General features: G+C 72.1%; 19 protein-coding genes. 11 read left to right on the top strand and 8 right to left on the bottom strand.

The features are described from left to right. Nucleotides 1-139 precede the first annotated feature (139 nt). Together KO717_RS36735 and KO717_RS36730 are read left to right on the top strand one after the other, a co-directional pair. Entirely contained in the window at nucleotides 140-1,576 is a 1,437-nt protein-coding gene (locus tag KO717_RS36735; RefSeq protein WP_301374160.1) for a tyrosinase family protein, read from the top strand. Between the two features lie 211 nt (nucleotides 1,577-1,787). Continuing rightward, nucleotides 1,788-3,395, top strand: coding sequence for a phospholipase D-like domain-containing protein (locus KO717_RS36730; RefSeq protein ID WP_301374158.1), 1,608 nt, complete (start codon nucleotides 1,788-1,790; stop codon nucleotides 3,393-3,395). Nucleotides 3,396-3,401: 6 nt separating this feature from the next. Here KO717_RS36730 and KO717_RS36725 read toward each other — a convergent pair whose 3' ends face one another. After that, nucleotides 3,402-3,950, bottom strand: a complete 549-nt coding sequence (locus KO717_RS36725) for a GNAT family N-acetyltransferase (RefSeq protein WP_301374156.1) — start codon at nucleotides 3,948-3,950, stop codon at nucleotides 3,402-3,404. Between the two features lie 101 nt (nucleotides 3,951-4,051). Here KO717_RS36725 and KO717_RS36720 point away from each other — a divergent pair, with 101 nt between their 5' ends. Genes KO717_RS36720 through KO717_RS36710 form a run of 3 tightly spaced genes read left to right on the top strand, consistent with a single transcriptional unit; the run spans nucleotide 4,052 to nucleotide 7,044 of the window. Continuing rightward, nucleotides 4,052-4,657 (top strand): TetR/AcrR family transcriptional regulator, encoded by a 606-nt coding sequence (locus KO717_RS36720; protein ID WP_301374154.1) that lies wholly within the window; start codon nucleotides 4,052-4,054, stop codon nucleotides 4,655-4,657. Between the two features lie 25 nt (nucleotides 4,658-4,682). Next, the gene (locus tag KO717_RS36715) at nucleotides 4,683-5,594 is read left to right on the top strand and encodes an SDR family oxidoreductase (protein WP_301374152.1); all 912 of its coding nucleotides are present in this window, start codon (nucleotides 4,683-4,685) and stop codon (nucleotides 5,592-5,594) included. A gap of 52 nt (nucleotides 5,595-5,646) precedes the next feature. Next, nucleotides 5,647-7,044, top strand: a complete 1,398-nt coding sequence (locus tag KO717_RS36710) for a DUF7824 domain-containing protein (RefSeq protein WP_301374150.1) — start codon at nucleotides 5,647-5,649, stop codon at nucleotides 7,042-7,044. A gap of 33 nt (nucleotides 7,045-7,077) precedes the next feature. On the opposite strand, the gene KO717_RS36705 is transcribed toward KO717_RS36710, so the two are convergent. Next, entirely contained in the window at nucleotides 7,078-8,037 is a 960-nt protein-coding gene (locus tag KO717_RS36705) for an MBL fold metallo-hydrolase (RefSeq protein WP_301374148.1), read from the bottom strand. Nucleotides 8,038-8,163: 126 nt separating this feature from the next. On the opposite strand from KO717_RS36705, the gene KO717_RS36700 reads away from it, so the two are divergent. The 3 genes from KO717_RS36700 (at nucleotide 8,164) to gap (ending at nucleotide 10,555) form a co-directional block, all read left to right on the top strand. Beyond that, nucleotides 8,164-8,370, top strand: a complete 207-nt coding sequence (locus tag KO717_RS36700) for a hypothetical protein (protein ID WP_301374146.1) — start codon at nucleotides 8,164-8,166, stop codon at nucleotides 8,368-8,370. A 114-nt stretch (nucleotides 8,371-8,484) separates the two neighbouring features. Then, entirely contained in the window at nucleotides 8,485-9,444 is a 960-nt protein-coding gene (locus tag KO717_RS36695; RefSeq protein WP_437184619.1) for a GlxA family transcriptional regulator, read from the top strand. A gap of 112 nt (nucleotides 9,445-9,556) precedes the next feature. Beyond that, nucleotides 9,557-10,555, top strand: a complete 999-nt coding sequence (gene gap, locus KO717_RS36690; protein WP_301374144.1) for a type I glyceraldehyde-3-phosphate dehydrogenase — start codon at nucleotides 9,557-9,559, stop codon at nucleotides 10,553-10,555. A gap of 138 nt (nucleotides 10,556-10,693) precedes the next feature. Here gap and KO717_RS36685 read toward each other — a convergent pair whose 3' ends face one another. Further along, complete coding sequence (locus tag KO717_RS36685) at nucleotides 10,694-12,118, bottom strand: MFS transporter (protein WP_437184676.1); 1,425 nt, start codon at nucleotides 12,116-12,118, stop codon at nucleotides 10,694-10,696. Nucleotides 12,119-12,278: 160 nt separating this feature from the next. On the opposite strand from KO717_RS36685, the gene KO717_RS36680 reads away from it, so the two are divergent. Next, nucleotides 12,279-13,151, top strand: a complete 873-nt coding sequence (locus KO717_RS36680) for a helix-turn-helix transcriptional regulator (RefSeq protein WP_301374143.1) — start codon at nucleotides 12,279-12,281, stop codon at nucleotides 13,149-13,151. A gap of 55 nt (nucleotides 13,152-13,206) precedes the next feature. Here KO717_RS36680 and KO717_RS36675 read toward each other — a convergent pair whose 3' ends face one another. Continuing rightward, on the bottom strand, nucleotides 13,207-13,899 hold the full coding sequence (locus tag KO717_RS36675) for a class I SAM-dependent methyltransferase (RefSeq protein WP_301374141.1): 693 nt from the start codon (nucleotides 13,897-13,899) through the stop codon (nucleotides 13,207-13,209). 20 nt (nucleotides 13,900-13,919) lie between these two features. After that, nucleotides 13,920-14,363 (bottom strand): MarR family winged helix-turn-helix transcriptional regulator, encoded by a 444-nt coding sequence (locus KO717_RS36670; RefSeq protein ID WP_301374139.1) that lies wholly within the window; start codon nucleotides 14,361-14,363, stop codon nucleotides 13,920-13,922. A 104-nt stretch (nucleotides 14,364-14,467) separates the two neighbouring features. Between KO717_RS36670 and KO717_RS36665 the strand changes: the two genes are divergently transcribed. Continuing rightward, entirely contained in the window at nucleotides 14,468-14,860 is a 393-nt protein-coding gene (locus KO717_RS36665) for a nuclear transport factor 2 family protein (protein ID WP_301374137.1), read from the top strand. Nucleotides 14,861-14,875: 15 nt separating this feature from the next. Here the strand turns inward: KO717_RS36665 and KO717_RS36660 are convergent, their stop codons facing one another. Further along, a complete protein-coding gene (locus KO717_RS36660) occupies nucleotides 14,876-15,262 on the bottom strand; it encodes a VOC family protein (RefSeq protein WP_301374135.1) in 387 nt (128 codons plus the stop codon). 15 nt (nucleotides 15,263-15,277) lie between these two features. Beyond that, nucleotides 15,278-16,474: an FUSC family protein gene (locus tag KO717_RS36655; RefSeq protein WP_301374133.1), complete on the bottom strand. Its 1,197-nt coding sequence runs from the start codon at nucleotides 16,472-16,474 to the stop codon at nucleotides 15,278-15,280. Nucleotides 16,475-16,645: 171 nt separating this feature from the next. On the opposite strand from KO717_RS36655, the gene KO717_RS36650 reads away from it, so the two are divergent. Further along, a complete protein-coding gene (locus tag KO717_RS36650) occupies nucleotides 16,646-16,831 on the top strand; it encodes a hypothetical protein (protein WP_301374131.1) in 186 nt (61 codons plus the stop codon). Between the two features lie 129 nt (nucleotides 16,832-16,960). Here KO717_RS36650 and KO717_RS36645 read toward each other — a convergent pair whose 3' ends face one another. Next, a complete protein-coding gene (locus KO717_RS36645) occupies nucleotides 16,961-17,353 on the bottom strand; it encodes a hypothetical protein (protein WP_301374129.1) in 393 nt (130 codons plus the stop codon). Nucleotides 17,354-17,449 lie beyond the last annotated feature (96 nt).

Here is a 17,449-nt window from a genome sequence, read left to right as displayed (position 1 = left end):
CGATCACGGGATGCCGTTTGGGTAGGGTTCATCCCGAATTTGTTCGCGACCTGACTCGATGGAGAACGGGCGGCACGGCGATGCGGGGAACGGGAGCGCGGGACCCGCATCACCGCCGGCGTGACGGAAGGCGGACGCGGTGAGCCCTCAGCCGGTCGTACACGTGCGCAGGAACGTGTGGACCCTGCCGGACGACGACCTGACGCTCGCGCACTACGCGGCAGCCGTCACCGAGATGAAGGGGCGGGACGCGGACGACCCCACGAGCTGGGCCTACCAGGCGGCGATCCACGGGACGTCCGCGACCCCGCCGAAGCCGCTGTGGAACAGCTGCAAGCACGGCTCGTGGTTCTTCCTCTCCTGGCACCGCATGTACCTCTGGTACTTCGAGCGGATCGTCCGCGCCGCGGTCGTGGACCTGGGCGGTCCGGCCGACTGGGCGCTGCCGTTCTGGGACTACGACGCCGATCCGTCGCAGGCCCGGATCCCGCCGGCCTTCCGCGACGAGGAGGGCGGCGCCAACCCGCTGTTCGCCGAGCGGGCGCACCGCCTCAACCTGGGTGACCCCCTGCCCTTCGAGATCACCTCCCCGGCCTATGCGATGGGGCGCACCCAGTTCGTCGGCGAAGCCGAGTTCGGCGGCGGCATCACACCGGACGGGGATGCCTTCTGGAACCGGGACGGAGCGGTCGAGAGCACCCCGCACAACGCCGTGCACAGCCATATCGGCCGCTGGATGGGGCGAACCGACACGGCGGCGCTGGACCCGGTCTTCTGGCTCCATCACGCCAACATCGACCGCCTCTGGTTCGAGTGGGCGAGCCGCCCGGGTCACGCCGACCCGACGGACCCGCGCTGGATCACCCAGGAGTACCGGTTCTTCGACGCCGACGGGAGCGAGCGGAGACTGGCGGCCTCCGCCGTCGTCGACATCGCCGGTCAGCTGGGGTACACGTACGAGTCGCCCGCACCGGTTCCGCCGCCGGCTCCGGTTCCGCCCCTCTCCCCCCTCTCCCCTCTCTCCCCCGTGCCCGAGGTGGCGATGACCGGTCCGAACGCGTCCGGACCGACGCCTCCCAAGCGGCGCGAGATGGCCGGCGCGTCACAGCAGACGGTGCTGCTCGTCGGTCGCGCAGCGAGTGTCACCGTACCGATCGACCAGCGGACGACACGGTCGCTCGGCACGGCGCTGGGTGTCCCCGTCCCCGAGGCCGATCGGCGTGTGTACCTCAACGTCGAGGACATCGAGGGCGAGCAGAACCCCGACACGGTCTACGGCATCTACGTCAACCTGCCCGACGGAGCCCCCCGTGAACTGGCGGAGAGCCACCGGGTGGGCAACCTGTCCTTCTTCGGCATCGAGCGGGCACAGGATCCCCGCGGCGACGAGCACCCGCACGGTCTGCGGGTGACCGTCGAGATCACCCCGCTCGTGCGCAGGCTGGTGGCGGAGAACGCGTGGGACGACGGTGCGCTGCGCGTGACGTTCCTTCCGCTCGGCGCGCGCGGGCCGGCCGACGCGGAGACGGAGGACCCGCCGGTCGAGATCGGGCGGGTCAGCCTCGGCTACACCTGATGACGACGTCCGCCGCGGCCCGGACGGGAACGGGAGCGGGAGCGGGAGCGGGAGCGGGAGCGGGATGCTCGCGTGGATGGCCTTACTCACCGGGATCGTCATGACGGAGAGGCCGGCCCGTCCGCGCCGGAGTGCGCCCGACCCGTCGCGGGGTGAAGCTGGAGATCGAGCTCACTCCGGAAGACGGCCCCGGGTACCGGGAGGCGTGGACATGAGGGTGCAGAGCAGTTCCGGGCCGTTGCGCGCACAGGCCATCGCCGGGACCCATGTGGTGATCCTTGGATTCGACCACGACCGGGCCGCCATGGACGGCGTCCTCGGCTTCGGGGTCGAACGGTTCGACCACGCCGAAGGCAAGCACCGCTGGCTGGACAACCGCCTCCGTTTCCCTGAGGCAAGAGGCCGCTGGGGGTCCAACTGGAACCCGTTCCAGACCTTCGCCTGGGGTGACTACCGCGCCAAGCCCGGTCGGACGTACACCTACCGCGTGCACTCCATGACCGGAACCCCGGGTGAGGAGCTCACCCCGGCCTCGACCGTCGAACTGCGGGTGCGGACCGAGGAGCCGGGCGTGCACGGTGTCTGGTTCAACCGTGGCGTGTACGCCTCGCAGGCCTACGCCGAACGCTTCAAGAACCTCCACCCCGATGACATCCCCAACCGTGAGGCCTGGCGCTGGCTGTCGCGCGGCCTGGAGGAGGCGCTGCTCGCCTTCATCGGAGCTGCGGGCGGCGACCACCGGCAGCTCCATGCGGCGCTGTACGAGTTCGAGTACCTGCCCGTGCTCAAGGCCTTCCGTGTGGCCGCGGACACGGGCGTGGACGTCCGGCTCGTCGTGTTCGATCACCCGCACAACCGCGAAGCGGTGACCGCCGCCGGTATCGACGACCTGGTCGTGACCTGGCGCACCCGGGCCACGATCCCGCACAACAAGTTCGTGGTGGCGAGCCACGAGGGCGAGCCCGAGGCCGTGTGGACCGGGTCGACCAACATCACCGAGAACGGAATCTTCGGACAGTCCAACGTCGGACACACCGTCACCGATGCGTCCGTCGCCCGGCGATACCGCGACTACTGGGCCCAGCTCGTCGCGGACCCGACACCCGGCACCCTCAACAACTGGGTGGACGCCAACGACCCGATGCCCGACCCCTGGCCGGCCGGCATATCGGTCGTGTTCAGCCCGCACACGCACACCACGGCGCAGGACCGCTACGGCGATCTCTTCGGATCGGCCCAGGACCTGGTGTGCGTCACGTTCCCGTTCAAGTTCGATCCCCGATTCGCCGACCAGCTCCCGGGCGACCACTCCGCGCTCCGCTGGCTGCTGTTCGAGAACGCCAAAATCGCCGACGAGCACCGGAGCCTGGTCACCGATCCCGAGACGGAGCTGGTGGCCTGCGGCCTCGTCGAAGAGGGCGGCCTCGCGGGCTGGGCGGCCGAGCACGACAACCCGTTCTCCAACAACATCGAGTACTTGCACACGAAGTACCTGCTGATCGACCCCCTCGGCGACGATCCGATCGTGGTGACCGGCTCGGCCAACTTCAGCAATCCCTCCGCGAACAGGAACGACGAGAACATGCTGGTGATCCGGGGCGACCGCGGCCTCGCCGAGATCTATTTCACCGAGTTCTCCCGCCTGTTCAACCACCACCGCTTCCGGGACTCGCTCCGCCTGGCCGCGCACCAGCCGACGCCCGGCCCCGAGACGGGAGTCGAAGCCCCGGTGCCGCTGATCGCCGGGCACTGGTCGGACAGGTACTACGACGAACCGGCGCGGGACCACCAGCGCCGGCTGCTGGCCGGCTCGCCGTAGAACGCCTCAGATCTCGGGAAGGGACGGATCGGGTGTCCAAGGGCTCGGTGCGGTGATGGCCCAGCGTTCGTGGTCCCGCCAGTCCCCGTCGATGTAGAGGTAGGCGGGCGAGAGCCCCTCGTAGCGGAAGCCCAGCCGCCGGACCAGTGCCAGGGAAGCTTCGTTCGCCGGCTGGATGTTGGCCTCCAGCCGGTGGAGCCGCAGGTCGGTGAAGGCGTGCCGCAGGGTGGCGGCGACCCCTTCGGTCATGTACCCGCGCCCCGCGGACGGGGCGAAGGCCGCGTAGCCGAGGGACGCGCCCTGGTAACGGCCCCGGATGACCGAGTTGATGTTGACCATGCCGACGGCTGCGCCGGTCTCCCGGACACGGACCAGAAAGCCCAGGTTGGTGCCGTCGTCGAAGCGGCGCGTCCAGACCTGGAACTCCTCCGGGGTCGCGGGGAGCTGCATCCACGGCCGGTGCAGCTCGGAGCTGGCCCGCACGAGCGTGCAGAACTCGTCCTGGTCGGAAGGGGTGAGCGGGCGCAGTTCGACCCGTGACGGCATATCGATCATGGACCAACGTTAGGTCCTGTGAGGGTCGCGGGCCAGGTCGCGGTCGCCCCGCAACCTCGTATGCTTTAATAAATGAACGTGCATTTATTAAAGGAGCGACAGTGGCCGGACGTCCCCGTGCGGTGGAAGACGCGGTGATCCTGCGTGCGGCGGCCGAGGTGATGGGACGGCTGGGGCCGTCCGGGCTGACGCTCGCGGCGGTGGCCCGCGAGGTCGGTCTGGTACCCGGCACGCTCGTACAGCGGTTCGGCTCCAAGCGCGGCCTGATCCTGGCGCTGGCCGACCGGTCCGTGCGGGACACGGACGCGCTGCCCGACCGGATCCGCGGGGAGCAGGGGTCGTCACTCGGGGCTCTGGCCGCCCTGCTCGCGGAGTGGGCGGCGCCGATGGTCTCCCCGGAGACCTTCGCCAACCATCTGGCGTTCCTGTGCATGGATCTCACGGACCCCGAACTGCACGAGCGGGCCCTCGCCGTGCACGAGGCCCAGCGCAGGGCGGTCGGGACGCTGCTGGCGCTGGCCGTTTCCACGGGCGAGCTCCGTGCCACGACGGATGTCGAGGCGCTGACCGCGACCGTGCAGGCCGTCACCTCCGGCACGGGTCTCAGCTGGGCACTCGACCGCCGGGGCGCCCTCGTCCAGCGCGTCCGGCACGGACTCGACGCCGTGCTGGCCCCTCATGTCACCACCGCCACCACCACCGCGTGAACCCGCCGGAAGACCTGGAGAAGTGATGACGACGAAGACACGACAGCTCGCCGGAAAGGTCGCGCTGGTCGCGGGCGGCACACGGGGCGGCGGGCGGGGGATCGCCATCGAGCTCGGAGCCGCCGGCGCGACCGTCTACGTGACCGGCCGCAGCAGCGGAGCGCGGCGCTCCGACCTCGACCGCCCCGAGACCATCGAGGAGACGGCCGAGAGGATCACCGCTGCCGGAGGGGTGGGCGTCGCGGTCCGCACCGACCACAGCGACCCGGAAGAGGTACGGGCCCTCGTGGCGCGGATCGCGGCGGAGCAGGACGGCCGGCTCGATGTCCTGGTCAACTCCGTCTGGGGCGGCGACCCGCTCACCGACTGGGAACACCCCCTGTGGGAGCAGGATCTGGACCAGGGCCTGCTCCTCCTGCGCCGGGCGGTGGAGACCCATGTGATCACCAGCCGGTACGCGCTGCCCCTCATGGTCGCCCGCAAGAGCGGCCTGGTCGTGGAGGTCACCGACGGCAACACCGCCCGCTACCGGGGCTCCTTCTTCTACGACATGGCGAAGTCGGCGGTGATCCGGCTGGCCGTCGCGCAGGCGGCCGAGCTGCGGCCGCACGGTGTCGCGGCCGTCTCCCTGACGCCGGGGTTCCTGCGCTCGGAGGCGCTGCTGGAGCATTTCGGCGTCACCGAGGCCAACTGGCGTGACGGCGCCGCCAAGGACCCGAACTTCGCCCACTCCGAGACCCCCGCCTATCTGGGGCGGGCGGTCGTGGCCCTGGCGGCCGACCCGGACGTCATGGCCAGGACCGGCCGGGCGCTGGCCACCTGGGATCTCTGCAAGGAGTACGGGTTCACGGACGCCGACGGCACCCAGCCCGATTTCGCCGCGCACTGGGCGCGGAATCTGGAGGCGGAGTACGGGCCCCTCGGCGACCCGCTCTGACGCCACCGGGCGCGCGGCGGCACTGTCAGTGGCAGGGGCTAGCCTGCGATACATGATCAAGGGGGAATTCGCCGTACCGTCACTGGATGCGCTCGCCGACGAGGTCGCGGCCGTGCTGGCCGCTCGCCACGACCCCGGCGTGGTGCCGTTCGAACGCGTGCTCAACGCCGTGGTGAGCCACAGCTTCCGCGACCGGGAGGCACTGGCCGCCGCGCTGGGCTCCGTCCCGCGCGCGTTCAAGGTGAAACCGCACGCGCAGGTGCGCTGCACCGCGGGCATCGTCGGCGCGGCGGTCGGTCCCGTACGGGCGGAGGAGTCCTGGGAGAACGCCGGCAAAGGGTGGCTCGAACTGTGCCAGCACGTGGCGCTGGACTACATAGCGGGCGCGCGCACGGGCGAGGTCGCCGCACGGTTGCGGGCCGGTGACCCCCTGCCGTTCCTGCTCTCCGTACCGAGCGGACCGACGGGCGCGGTGGAGCCGTACGAGCTGGTCGAGCGGCTCGCGGAGTACGAGCGCCTCGGCATCCGGCCCGGACCGGCGGACCTGGGGCAGGCACTGCTGCGCTGCGGCGGCCGGGTGGACCCCGAAGTGGTGCGCGCCGCGGAGAAGTTGGAGCTGGCGGAGGGGCCCCGGGTGGCTGCCTGGCTGCGGCAGGGCGGTCTGCCCATGCCGGCGTGGTCGCGGGAGCGCGAAGCGGGTGAGGCCGAGCGTCCCAGCCGGCGCCGGGGAGCACGCATCGGCCGCCGGATCCTGGTGGGGCACGAGGCCGTCGAGGGCCGCGGCGCGTTCCCCCGCCAGTTCTGGTCCCTGTTCAGGAAGTTCGAGCCGCGCATCTCCTGTCCGCACTGGTCCCTGCCGGACTACCGGGACGCCCATACGGTCGCGACCCTGCCCTGGCACCCGGAGATAGCCGCGGCCCGCCTGCTGACGGGTGTCGCGTCGGCGGCCGACCAGGACGGCTGTGGCTCCCCCGCCTTCCTGGAGGCGCTGGCCTCGGCCGACGGCCCGGCCGGGCCCGCCGTGCATCTGGCCGTGGCCTACGGGCTCGCCTCCGTCCCCGAGCCCGACCGGGAGGCCGCCGTACGGGCGCTGGTGGTGCTGGCCTCGAGGGGCCGGCTGGACGGCGAGCTGCTGGGCCGGGAGCTGACCGAACTCGTGGGGCTGGGCACGCTGAGGGTGCCCCTGCTGACCGGGTCACTGGGGGCGGCCGTCGCCGTACCGGGCGGCGCCGGGGCGGTCTGGGAGGTCCTGGCCACCGCCCTCCCCGGTCTGCTGGCCCGTACCCGGCCGCAGGTGCACGGAGCGCTGCTGGCCGTCGCGGCGGACTCCGCCCGGCTGTCGGGCGCGCGCGGCGAGCTGCCCGAGGTGACGGCGCTCGCCGGGCGACCGGGTTCCTCCCAGCTGCTCAAGGAGGCACGGAGGTTGCGGGACGCCCTGGCAGGGGCCTGACCCGCGGGGCCCGGGAACGGCGGCCCGCGCCGGTCAGCCGTGCTGGTGCTGCTCGGGCAGCCGGCTGTCCGGGTGCGCCCACAGCAGTACGTTGTCGGGCCGCTCGTCGTGGAAGAAGTCCAGGACGTCCTGGTCCGAGTGACGCAGGCTGAAGTGGGTGAGGACGAAGAGGGTGTCCGGGTGGGCCTCGACGACGGGCTTCAGCCGGCTCCAGACGGTGTGTCCGACCCGGTCGGCCCGCTCCAGTTCGGCGTCGTCGAGAAACGTGCACTCGGTGATGATCACCGGGTACTCGAAGAGCCACGGGTTGTCCTCGAAGACGCTCACGTGGGTGTCTCCGAGGAAGGCGAACAGCGGCCTGCGTACCTCGTGTTCGACCTCGGCCCCGTCCTTGCGGCGCTGCGCCAGGATGCGGCCGAACTCCGCGCCCCGGCCCTGTCCGGCGAGGGTGTGCCGCAGTTCCTCGTACTCGGGCAGCAGGGCCTTGCGGCGTTCGGCGAAGGCGTATCCCACGCAGGGCACCTTGTGCACGCACTCCACCACCCGTACGTGGTGGCCGCTGCGTCCGAAGGTGAACTCGTCGCCGCCACGCACCCCGTGGAGCCGGCAGCCCCCGGCGAGGGCCGGATCGTAGGCGGTGCCGTGGTTCAGTTCGGCGGAGGCCCGCAGAAAGGTCTCCACGTACGGCGCCGCCGCGGCGGGCAGGTGGATGTCGACTCCGCCGGGCCTGACCGCGAGGTAGTCGAGGTCCTTGGAATGGTCGTGGTGGGTGTGGGTGAGGAAGACGGTTTCCGGCTGACGCCCCTCCGCCAGTCCGGCGTCGAGCGCGCAGCGCAGTTCGGGGATGTGGAAGAACGTCTTGTCGTTGGCGCGCGAGTACCCGGTGAGGGTCAGATCGGTTCCGGGTATGCGCCAGGTCTTCCACTGGCGGAACGGGTGTCCTCGGTCCAGCCGTTCGGGGTGGGCCGGGGTCCGCGAGGGGGCCTTGTTCATCGGTGCCTCCGTCGGACCGCCATGATCGGGTGAAGGCCCGATCGTAACGGGCGGCGACCTGAAGCGGCCCGCCGTTTTCCTCCCTCGTCCCACCCACCCGCCGAACGGACCGAGCGCGGTGAGCGGGTGCTGTACCCGCCGCTGCGCGAGCAGTGGGTGTACGACTCCACCACCAAGCAGAACCTGCGCAAAGGCCTGACCCCGTTCCCGACGCCGAGCAGGGCCGCCGCCGCGACCGCCACGCACCCTCGCCACGACGCTGCTGCCGGGCATCGGGCGCAGCGCTCCGCGCGAACCGGACCGCACGCCGGGCAGCTGCAACGCCGGCCGTGAAGCTCTCGGCGCACCGACGGCGCCGGGAGCTTCGCGGGGCATGCGGGACCTTGCGGACACGGCGCGGGGCGGCCGGACACGGGCCGTCACCTCCCCCGCCGTACCCTGAACACCGTGCCGCCCCGCTCCCGCCTCCACCGTGTAGCCGTCCTCGTCCTGGAGGGCGCGAAGCCCCTCGACGTCGGAATCCCCGCGCAGGTGTTCACGACCCGCGCGAGCATGCCGTACGAGGTACGGGTCTGCGGCGCCGCTCCCGGCCTCGTCACCGGCGGCGACGGCCTGTCGTACCACGTCACCCACGGGCTCGACGCGCTCGCGTGGGCCGACATCGTCTTCGTCCCCGGCTACCGCTTCCCCGACCGCGAGGACCCGCCGCGGGCGGTCATCGACGCGCTGATCGCCGCGCACGAGCGGGGGGCGCGGCTCGCCGCCATCTCGACCGGCGCGTTCGCGCTCGCCGCCACCGGTCTGCTCGACGGCAAGCGCGCCACGACCCACTGGCACTACGCGCGGGCCCTGGCCGCGAAGCATCCGCTCATCCGGCTCGACGAGAACGTCCTGTTCGTCGACGAGGGCAGCGTGCTCACCTCGGCGGGCGCCGCCTCGGGCATCGACCTGTGCCTGCACATCCTGCGCCGCGACCTCGGCGTGGCCGCCTCCAACCACGCGGCCCGGCGCCTGGTCGCGGCCCCCTACCGCAGCGGGGGCCAGGCCCAGTACGTGCCGCGCAGCGTGCCCGAGCCGCTCGGGGAGCGGTTCGCCGCCACCCGCGAGTGGGCGCTGCACCAGCTGGGCGAACCGCTCACCCTGGAGGCGCTGGCCCAGCACGCGGGAGTCTCGCCCCGGACCTTCTCGCGGCGTTTCGCCGAGGACACCGGGTACACGCCGATGCAGTGGGTCATGCGGGCCAGGATCGACGTGGCACGGGAACTGCTGGAGCGTTCGGAGCGCAGTGTCGAGCAGATCGCCGACGATGTCGGCCTCGGCACGGGCGCCAATCTCCGCCTGCACTTCCACCGCATCCTCGGCACCACCCCCACCGAGTACCGGCGCACGTTCACCCAGGGCGAATAGCACGGGAGCCCGGAATCGCGGGTGGCGAGATCCTTACGAACCATGGCGATCTCGCCGCTGTTGCGGAGGGTGACCGGAAGCGAACCTGATGGCGAACGAAAGGGACATCGTCATGACTCGCATTGCCATCAACGGATTCGGCCGCATCGGACGCAACGTGCTGCGTGCGCTCCTGGAGCGCGACACCGACCTGGAGGTCGTGGCCGTCAACGACCTGACGGAGCCCGCCACCCTCGCGCGGCTGCTCGCGTACGACACCACGTCCGGCCGGCTCGGCCGCCCGGTGACCGTCGAGGGGAACGTGCTCGTCGTCGACGGACACCGGATCACGGTGCTGGCCGAGCGCGAGCCGGAGCAGCTGCCCTGGGCGGAGCTGGAGGTCGACCTCGTACTGGAGGCGACCGGCCGCTTCACCTCGGCCGAGGCCGCCCGCGGCCACATCAAGGCCGGCGCCCGCAAGGTGCTCGTCAGCGCTCCGTCCGACGGCGCCGACGTGACGCTCGCGTACGGTGTCAACACCGACGCGTACGACCCGGCCGAGCACGTGATCGTCTCGAACGCGTCCTGCACGACCAACGCGCTGGCCCCGCTGGCCGCCGTCCTGGACGAGCTCGCGGGCATCGAGCACGGCTTCATGACCACCGTGCACGCCTACACGCAGGAGCAGAACCTGCAGGACGGCCCGCACCGCGACCCGCGCCGTGCCCGCGCCGCCGGTGTCAACATCGTGCCGACCTCGACCGGCGCCGCGAAGGCGATCGGCCTCGTACTGCCGCAGCTCGACGGCAAGCTGTCGGGCGACTCGATCCGCGTGCCGGTCCCGGTGGGCTCGATCGTCGAGCTCAACACCACCGTCGCCCGTGACGTGACGCGCGAGGAGATCCTCGAGGCCTACCGCACCGCGGCGCAGGGACCGCTGGCCGGCGTGCTGGAGTACTCCGAAGACCCGCTCGTGTCCTCCGACATCACGGGCAACCCCGCCTCGTCGATCTTCGACTCGGAGCTCACCCGTGTCGACGGCCGCCACGTCAAGGTGGTCGCCTGGTACGACAACGAGTGGGGCTTCTCGAACCGCGTGATCGACACGCTCACGCTCCTCGCCGCAGGCTGAACCGACCGCGGTCCCCGGTGGGGGCGCGCCCGCGCGCGGCAGGTCCTGATCACCGATCCCGGTGAACGGACCGGCCGCGCGCGGGCGCTTCGGCGTACGTGCCCGGCCGCACCGGTGCTCCGTGCCCCTGCCGCTCGCTCAGCGCATACGGGGAAGGCGGAGGCTGAGCAGGACGGTCAGCGCGATGAGGCCGAGCTGGACGAGCAGGGTGGTGGACACGGCCGCGCGCATGCCGGCCGTCGGGACCAGCGCGAGGAAGAGGCTGCCGAGCGTGGCGACGCCGAGCGCCACGGCGGACTGCTGGGCGGTGATCATGACGCCGCTGCCCGCCCCGGCCCGGTCCGCGGGGACGTCCGAGAGCGTCAGGCGCATCAGCACCGGCATCTGGAACCCCTGCCCCAGTCCTGCCAGGGCGATGCCCGGAGCGAGTACGGCCACGCCGAGGTCCGGCCAGCCGTGCCGCAGGGTGGCCAGCAGGAGGGCGATCCCGGCCGCCTGGATGACGCCTCCGGCGGTGACGATCCGGCTGCCGAAGCGGGTGATCAGGCGCGGACCGGCGAGTGAGGCTCCGAAGAAGGCGACGGCCATCGGCGCCAGCGCCAGGCCCGCCGTCACCGGGCCCATGTCCAGGCCTTGTTGGAGGGTCACGGCGAGGACGAACATGAAGCCGCCGAAGCCGACGGAGAACGGCACCAGGAGGGCCAGGCTGCGCCTCAGCGACTCCAGCCTCAGCAGGCTCGGCGGCACCAGCGGGGTGTGGCCCTTACAATCGGCCCGGCGCTCGGTGAAGTAGAACGCCGCTGCGGCGACGGGGAACACGCCCAGCGAGATCCAGGTCCACAGCGGCCAGCCGGCGGCCCGCCCCTCGGTCAGCGGCAGCAGCAGCGAGACCAGCGACAGTGCGAGGAGCAGGGTGCCGGGCACGTCCACGGCCGCGGGCCGGCCGGCCCGGGTGTCCGGGACGGTGCGCACGGCCAGGAGCAGCCCGAGGAGCACCACGGGGACGTTGACCAGGAACACCGCGCGCCATCCGGTTCCGCCGAGGTCCGCGGCGACCAGGACGCCGCCGAGGATCTGCCCGGCGACCATGGACAGGCCCCCGGTGGCCCCGTACAGGCTCATGGCGTGGGCCCGGCGCGGGCCCTCGGTGGTGGCCTGGATGGTGGCGAGCACCTGCGGCAGCATGAGGGCGGCGGCCGCGCCCTGGGCGACGCGGGCGGCGACGAGGGCCCAGGCGTTCGGGGCGAGGCCGCAGGCGAGCGAGGTGACTCCGAAGGCGGCCATGCCGGCGAGGAAGAGCCGGCGGCGGCCGAGGCTGTCGCCGACGCGCCCGCCGAGGACCAGCAGGACGGCGTACGCGACGCCGTAGCCGCCGACGACGAGTTCCAGGAGGGCGGGGCCCGCGGCCAGGTCGTGTTCGATGGACGGGAGCGCGACGTTGACGATGAAGAAGTCGATCAGGGGCAGGGCCGCGCCGAGGAGCACGGTGAACAGGCCGAGGCCGCTCAGGTGAGGCGCGGGGGCGCTGCGGACGGGGGCACTGCGGACGGAAACGCTGTGCACGGGGTCGCCGTGCACGGAGTTGCTGCGTACAGGGTTGCTGCGTACAGGGATCTGAGTCACCGTCCGACGATCTCCCGGCTGTCAGACGGGTACCAGAGTGTCGTTATCCAGGTACCAGGACTACCTGGCAACAGGATGGGCGGTGCGGCAGGCTGGGATCATGACCACTGTGGCTCCTGGAAGCGATGTTCGGCGGCACGAGCTGGCCGAGTTCCTGCGCACCCGCCGTGAGCGGATCACTCCCGAGCAGGTCGGGCTGGTGCGCGGACCGCGCCGGCGGACGCCAGGGCTGCGCCGTGAGGAGGTCGCGCACCTGTCGTCGGTGGGCGTGACCTGGTACACGTGGCTGGAGCAGGCGCGCGACATCCAGGTGTCGGGGCAGGTGCTGGACGCGGTCGCGCGGGCACTGCTGCTCGACGTGAGCGAGCGGGAGCACCTGTTCTCGCTGGCCGGGAGCCTCGATCCGGTGCAGCCGGCGGTCTGCCCCAGCGTGACGCCGTCCGTGCGGGCCATCATCGACCAGCTGGGCCACATCCCGGCGTGCGTCCAGAACAGCCGGTACGACATCGTCGCCTACAACGCCACCTACGGGCGGCTGCTCGGTGACCTGGACAGCAAGCGGCCGGAGGAGCGCAACTGCATGTGGCTCGCCTTCACCGACCGGGAGTGGCAGGAATCGGTGGTCGACCTGCCGAGCACGCACCGGATCATGGCGGCGCGGTTCCGGGCGGCGATGGCCGAGCACCTGGCGGAGCCCGCGTGGAAGACGCTGCTGGCCCGGCTGGAGGCGGCGTCGGCGGAGTTCCGGGAGGTGTGGGCCCGCCACGAGGTGGTCGGCGGGCAGGTCGCGAAGTCGAAGTACATCCGCAACGCGCACGTGGGCATGCTGTACCTGGAACACAACAACCTGTGGCTCGGACCGCGCACCGGCCCGAGGCTCGTGACGTACGTGCCGCTGGACCAGGAGTCGCGCGAGCGCCTGGAGGAGCTGGAACGGCTGACGGCACCGGCCGGTGCGGGGCTCCTCGGCTGACGCCTCGCCGTGTCGGTCCGCACCGCTGATCGGATTCGTTCCGCCGATGCGCGGACTACACCACGGACTGCACCGCGGACGACCGCCGTGACGCCGGCGGGCGGTCCGTTCCCGGGCCCTGGTCGAGGCGGGCCAGCAGGTGGGCGTCGAGGAACCCCCGCTCGGAGGCCGGGTCGTGCAGCAGCCGGGCGAAGGTGGTGAACCCGGCCCCGGCCAGCAGCTCGGCGAACCGGTCCGCCGGCCAGCTGTAGGCGGGCGTCACCTTGTGGTCGAAGCGGACCGGCTCCGGTCCGTCGGTCGCGAAGAACGAGACCAGGATCAGGCCCCCTGGCGCCAGGACGCGCGCCTGCTCGGCGAGCAGTGCGGGCAGTTCGCCGGGCGGCGTATGGATCATCGAGTAGTGGGCCAGGACCCCGCCGAGGGCGCCGTCCCCGACCGGCAGGGCCTCCATCCGTGCCTCGTCGAACCGCAGCGCCGGATGGGCCCGCCGGGCATGGCCGACCATGCCCGGGGAGAGGTCGAGACCGAAGGCGTCCAGCTCCAGTTCACGCAGCATGGCCGTCAGATGCCCGGGCCCGCACCCGACATCGGCCGTCCGCAGGTTCCCCGTCCCGCGCACCAGCTCGGCGAAGGTGGCGAGCATGGCCCGCGAGAACGGCTGCGCCTCCAGCCGGCCGGCGAACATCGATGCGTAGAGCTCGACGACCCCGTCGTAGGCCGCCCTGGTCCCGTCCTGGTGTTCCATCACGGGGAGGAAGCTAACACTCCCTAGACGAACGGGCCTTCGGCTGTGAAGCGGCGCAGGAGGCGGGCGAACGTCTGGGCCTCGCCCGGGGGCCAGGAGGACAGGCTCGCCGTGATGTGGTCCGCCAGGCGCGCACGCAGCTCTGCGACGACCAGCCGCCCTTCGTCGGTCAGGACGAGGAGGTGTGCGCGCCGGTCGGTGGGGTCCGGTTCGCGGCGGATGAGTCCCGCGGCCTCCAGCCGGGAGGCGCGGCGGGTCACGCCGGAACGGTCGACCCCCACGTCCTGGGCCAGGTCCGCCGCACTGCGCGAACCGCTCCGGGCCAGGGCGCTGAGCACGGGGTAGGTCACGTCGTCCACGGCCTCACCCATGCCTTCCGTGAGCCGCCGGTGCAGGTGCGTGCGGGTCGTGCGCTTGAGCAGGATGCCCAGCGCGTCTGCGATCTCGTTCCCGGTCTCGTTGTCCACGACAGAAAGAATAGCGTGCGCTGCGCACGCATCACTGCTACGGTTCTCCAAGAGCGTGCGCCGCGCACGCATTGCAGATCCGCCACGCATCGAAAGGCAGTCCCATGACGCGCACCGGTATCACGGCCGCCCTCACCGACCTGCTCCTCAACCGCGACCTCACCGTCCAGGAGGCCGCCGACCGCCACTTCGCCCCGGAATACCGTCAGCGCACGGACGGCCGGTGGGCGGACCGGGCCGGCTTCATCGAGCACATCGCCCACCTGCGCACCGTCGTCGACCACGGCCGTGTCGAGGTCCACGAGGAGCTGTACGACGGCAGCAGGTACGCCGACCGGCACACCGTCCACGTCACGAAGACGGACGGTTCGACGGTACGCACCGAGGTCTACCTGTTCGGCGAGTTCGCGTCCGACGGCCGCTTCAGCCGCATCGAGGAGACCACCCTGATGCTCGAAGGATCCGAGTCCGACCGCGACCTCGGGAGCGCCCGCTAGAACGCGTCCTGCCGATCAGGGGCGGAAGCGCAGGGGGTGATCGGCGGGGACCTCGACCACGGCGATCCGCACGCCGTCGGGGTCGGCGATCCACATCTCGATCAGACCCCAGGGTTCGAGCTCGGGGGGTCGCACCACCTCGGCGCCCCGGCCGCGCAATTCCTCGTACGCCGCCCGCACGTCCTCGACCTGGAGCCACAACCGCAGGCCCGGTGCGGGCGGGGCCTCGGCGCGGCCGGACAGTTCGAGGAAGCCCCCGCCGAGGAAGTAGACCGTGCCGCGGTCGGGGCCGGTGCCGAACTCGCGGTGGACGGCCAGCCCGAGGGTGTCGCCGTAGAAGACGCGCGAGCGTTCGGGGTCCGTGGGGCGCAGCAGAACCCTGCTGCCCAGTACGTGCACCATGAACCCTGCCTTCCCTCACCCACGGTCCTGCCGCGTCCGCTGCAGCGGCTTCCAGCGCCTGCGCCGGGTGCGGGTGTGCTGGTCGAGTTCCTCCAGCAGGCGCTGGGAGCGCTTGTCCACGCCCAGCTCGTCCAGGACCCGGTCGATCTCGCTGAGCAGCGCGCCGCTCAGCTGCCAGTGTGCCGGGTCCTCGCGGGCGGAGGCCAGCATCAGGACCGCGAGCCGGTCGCGGTGGGCCCGGGCGACGGCAAGTTCACCGGTCAGGCGGGCCTCCGCGTCTTCCGCGTTGGCGCTGACCTGTGCGGTGATCAGCTGTGCGAAGCTTTCCACCGCGATGGCCGTGTGGCGCGTCACCTGCCCCAGCGCGGCCGCGGTCGCGGGGTCGAAGAGCGGACCGTCGGGGCGGGCCTTGGCCAGGTCGGTCAGCGTGCGGCAGGCCACGCGGAGTACGACCGCGCAGATCTCCAGGGTGTCCAGGCCGGTGCGCAGCACCAGCCTGAAGAGCAGCCCCTCCTTGACCCGCGGATTGAGCCGGAGGCTGTCCTCGGCCTGCCGGAGGGCGGCGTCGACCTGGGCGATGTCGTTGTCGAGGCGGCGTGCCTCGTGCAGCCGGGCCGCGGCCTGCTCGACCCTGGCCGGTCCGGAGGGTTCCTCGCCGAGGTGGTCGAGCAGCCGGCTCATGCGCCCGGCGAGGTCGGTGATCGCGGCGCCGGCCGGGCCGACCCACAGGGGTGGTGCCAGGAGCAGGTTGACCAGCAGCCCGACCACCGCACCGATGACCGTTTCCAGGACCCGGTCCCAGGCGGTGTCCGCGACCTGGGTGACGCCGAGGACGAGCATGGCGCTGATCGCGACCTCGGGCACGAACTCGTCCACGCGCACCAGGTGGCCCACGACCAGGGAGGCGAGGATCAGCAGGCCGAGGCTCCACCAGGTCAGACCGACCAGGGCGCTGAAGCCGATCGCGATCAGCACGCCGACGACCACGGAGTTCACCCGGCGGATGCTGGTGGTGAGGGTGGAGTAGAGGGTGACCTGGACGACGAGCAGCGCGGTGAGCGGGGCGGTCAGCGGGCTCGGCTCGCTGCTCAGGCGGAGCGCGACGACGTAGCTGATCACGGCGGCGGCGGTGGACCGCAGGGCTTGGACGGCGACCGGCTCACGGCGGCGGCGTGCGACCCGGGTGGCGAGGCTGCTGATCGTTTCCGGCATGCGGGGCGCCTTCCCGCTGCTGGGCCGGATGACGCATGGCGTGGCCGCCGGGCCCCGATCGGCCCAGGATGGGCCGTACGAGAAGGGCGACCCGGCCGCTCGCGGGCAGGTGGTGGGCGTCCGGGGGCGGTCCCGGTCGGTGAGATCCACGAGCGCGAGGGAGAGACAGCCATGAAGGGCAAGGACGACAGGCATGAGAAGTCGGGAGAGGGTCGTGCGGAGCAGGCACAGGAGCACCCCGGTCCGGACCCGGTACACCCCGAGGCCAGCAAGCGGGTCGAGGGCAAGAGCCCTGAGGAACTGAGGCGGCGGCAGGAGCGGAAGACGACCCGTTCGGGCGACGACGACGCGGAGTAACGGGACGGCGTGACGTAACGGGACGGCGTGACGGCACGGAGCGACGGCGTCGGGCCGGGCGGCGCGACGGCCGCACCGCCGGACCGGCCGGAGCCGGGCGGCCGCGGGGCAGGGAGCGACGGCGAGGTCCTACGGGCCCTCGTCGTAGGTCCCTGCCTCGATCTCCAGGGCGAGCTCCTGGAGGACCCCGATCGAGGAGATGTCGGTCCGCCCGCTGTCGTGCACCATCGCGAGGCTCGTGAACGCCAGGCTGAAGCCCGAGACCATGGTGTGCAGGGCCGGCCCGAGCGCCTCCGCCACCAGGGCTGCCACCTGCTGCGGGGTCGCGTCGGCCGGCACCCTGATCGACGGCAGCATCTCGTTCAGGAGCAGCGTGGCCACGCCGGCCGTCGGCGGCGCCCCGGCGCCGTCCTCCCCGGCCTCGCCGTTCCCGTCGTCTTCCCCCGCCTCCGCGGCGCGGCGGATGTCCTGGGCGTCGGTGAGGATGCCGATCACTCGCTTGAGTACCTCTGCGCGTTCCATCTGCGGAGCGTAGCTCCGAGCCGCGGACCGGCGCCGGGGTTCGCCCCACCAGGCCCTGCCCCGGCTCCGTCTCACGGGGCATCAGCCCGGATCCGG

Source organism: Streptomyces xanthophaeus (genome assembly GCF_030440515.1).
Classification (GTDB): Bacteria; Actinomycetota; Actinomycetes; order Streptomycetales; family Streptomycetaceae; genus Streptomyces; species Streptomyces kutzneri.
This window is presented reverse-complemented; position numbering and strand designations above follow the sequence as displayed.

What these genes read in the sequence shown, in the direction of transcription:
- KO717_RS36730 (WP_301374158.1), top strand. Translation starts at nt 1,788, where the DNA reads ATGAGGGTGCAGAGCAGTTCCGGGCCGTTGCGCGCACAGGCCATCGCC.
- KO717_RS36725 (WP_301374156.1), bottom strand. Translation starts at nt 3,950, where the DNA reads ATGATCGATATGCCGTCACGGGTCGAACTGCGCCCGCTCACCCCTTCC.
- KO717_RS36715 (WP_301374152.1), top strand. Translation starts at nt 4,683, where the DNA reads ATGACGACGAAGACACGACAGCTCGCCGGAAAGGTCGCGCTGGTCGCG.
- KO717_RS36710 (WP_301374150.1), top strand. Translation starts at nt 5,647, where the DNA reads ATGATCAAGGGGGAATTCGCCGTACCGTCACTGGATGCGCTCGCCGAC.
- KO717_RS36705 (WP_301374148.1), bottom strand. Translation starts at nt 8,037, where the DNA reads ATGAACAAGGCCCCCTCGCGGACCCCGGCCCACCCCGAACGGCTGGAC.
- gap (WP_301374144.1), top strand. Translation starts at nt 9,557, where the DNA reads ATGACTCGCATTGCCATCAACGGATTCGGCCGCATCGGACGCAACGTG.
- KO717_RS36680 (WP_301374143.1), top strand. Translation starts at nt 12,279, where the DNA reads ATGACCACTGTGGCTCCTGGAAGCGATGTTCGGCGGCACGAGCTGGCC.
- KO717_RS36665 (WP_301374137.1), top strand. Translation starts at nt 14,468, where the DNA reads ATGACGCGCACCGGTATCACGGCCGCCCTCACCGACCTGCTCCTCAAC.
- KO717_RS36660 (WP_301374135.1), bottom strand. Translation starts at nt 15,262, where the DNA reads ATGGTGCACGTACTGGGCAGCAGGGTTCTGCTGCGCCCCACGGACCCC.
- KO717_RS36655 (WP_301374133.1), bottom strand. Translation starts at nt 16,474, where the DNA reads ATGCCGGAAACGATCAGCAGCCTCGCCACCCGGGTCGCACGCCGCCGC.
- KO717_RS36650 (WP_301374131.1), top strand. Translation starts at nt 16,646, where the DNA reads ATGAAGGGCAAGGACGACAGGCATGAGAAGTCGGGAGAGGGTCGTGCG.
- KO717_RS36645 (WP_301374129.1), bottom strand. Translation starts at nt 17,353, where the DNA reads ATGGAACGCGCAGAGGTACTCAAGCGAGTGATCGGCATCCTCACCGAC.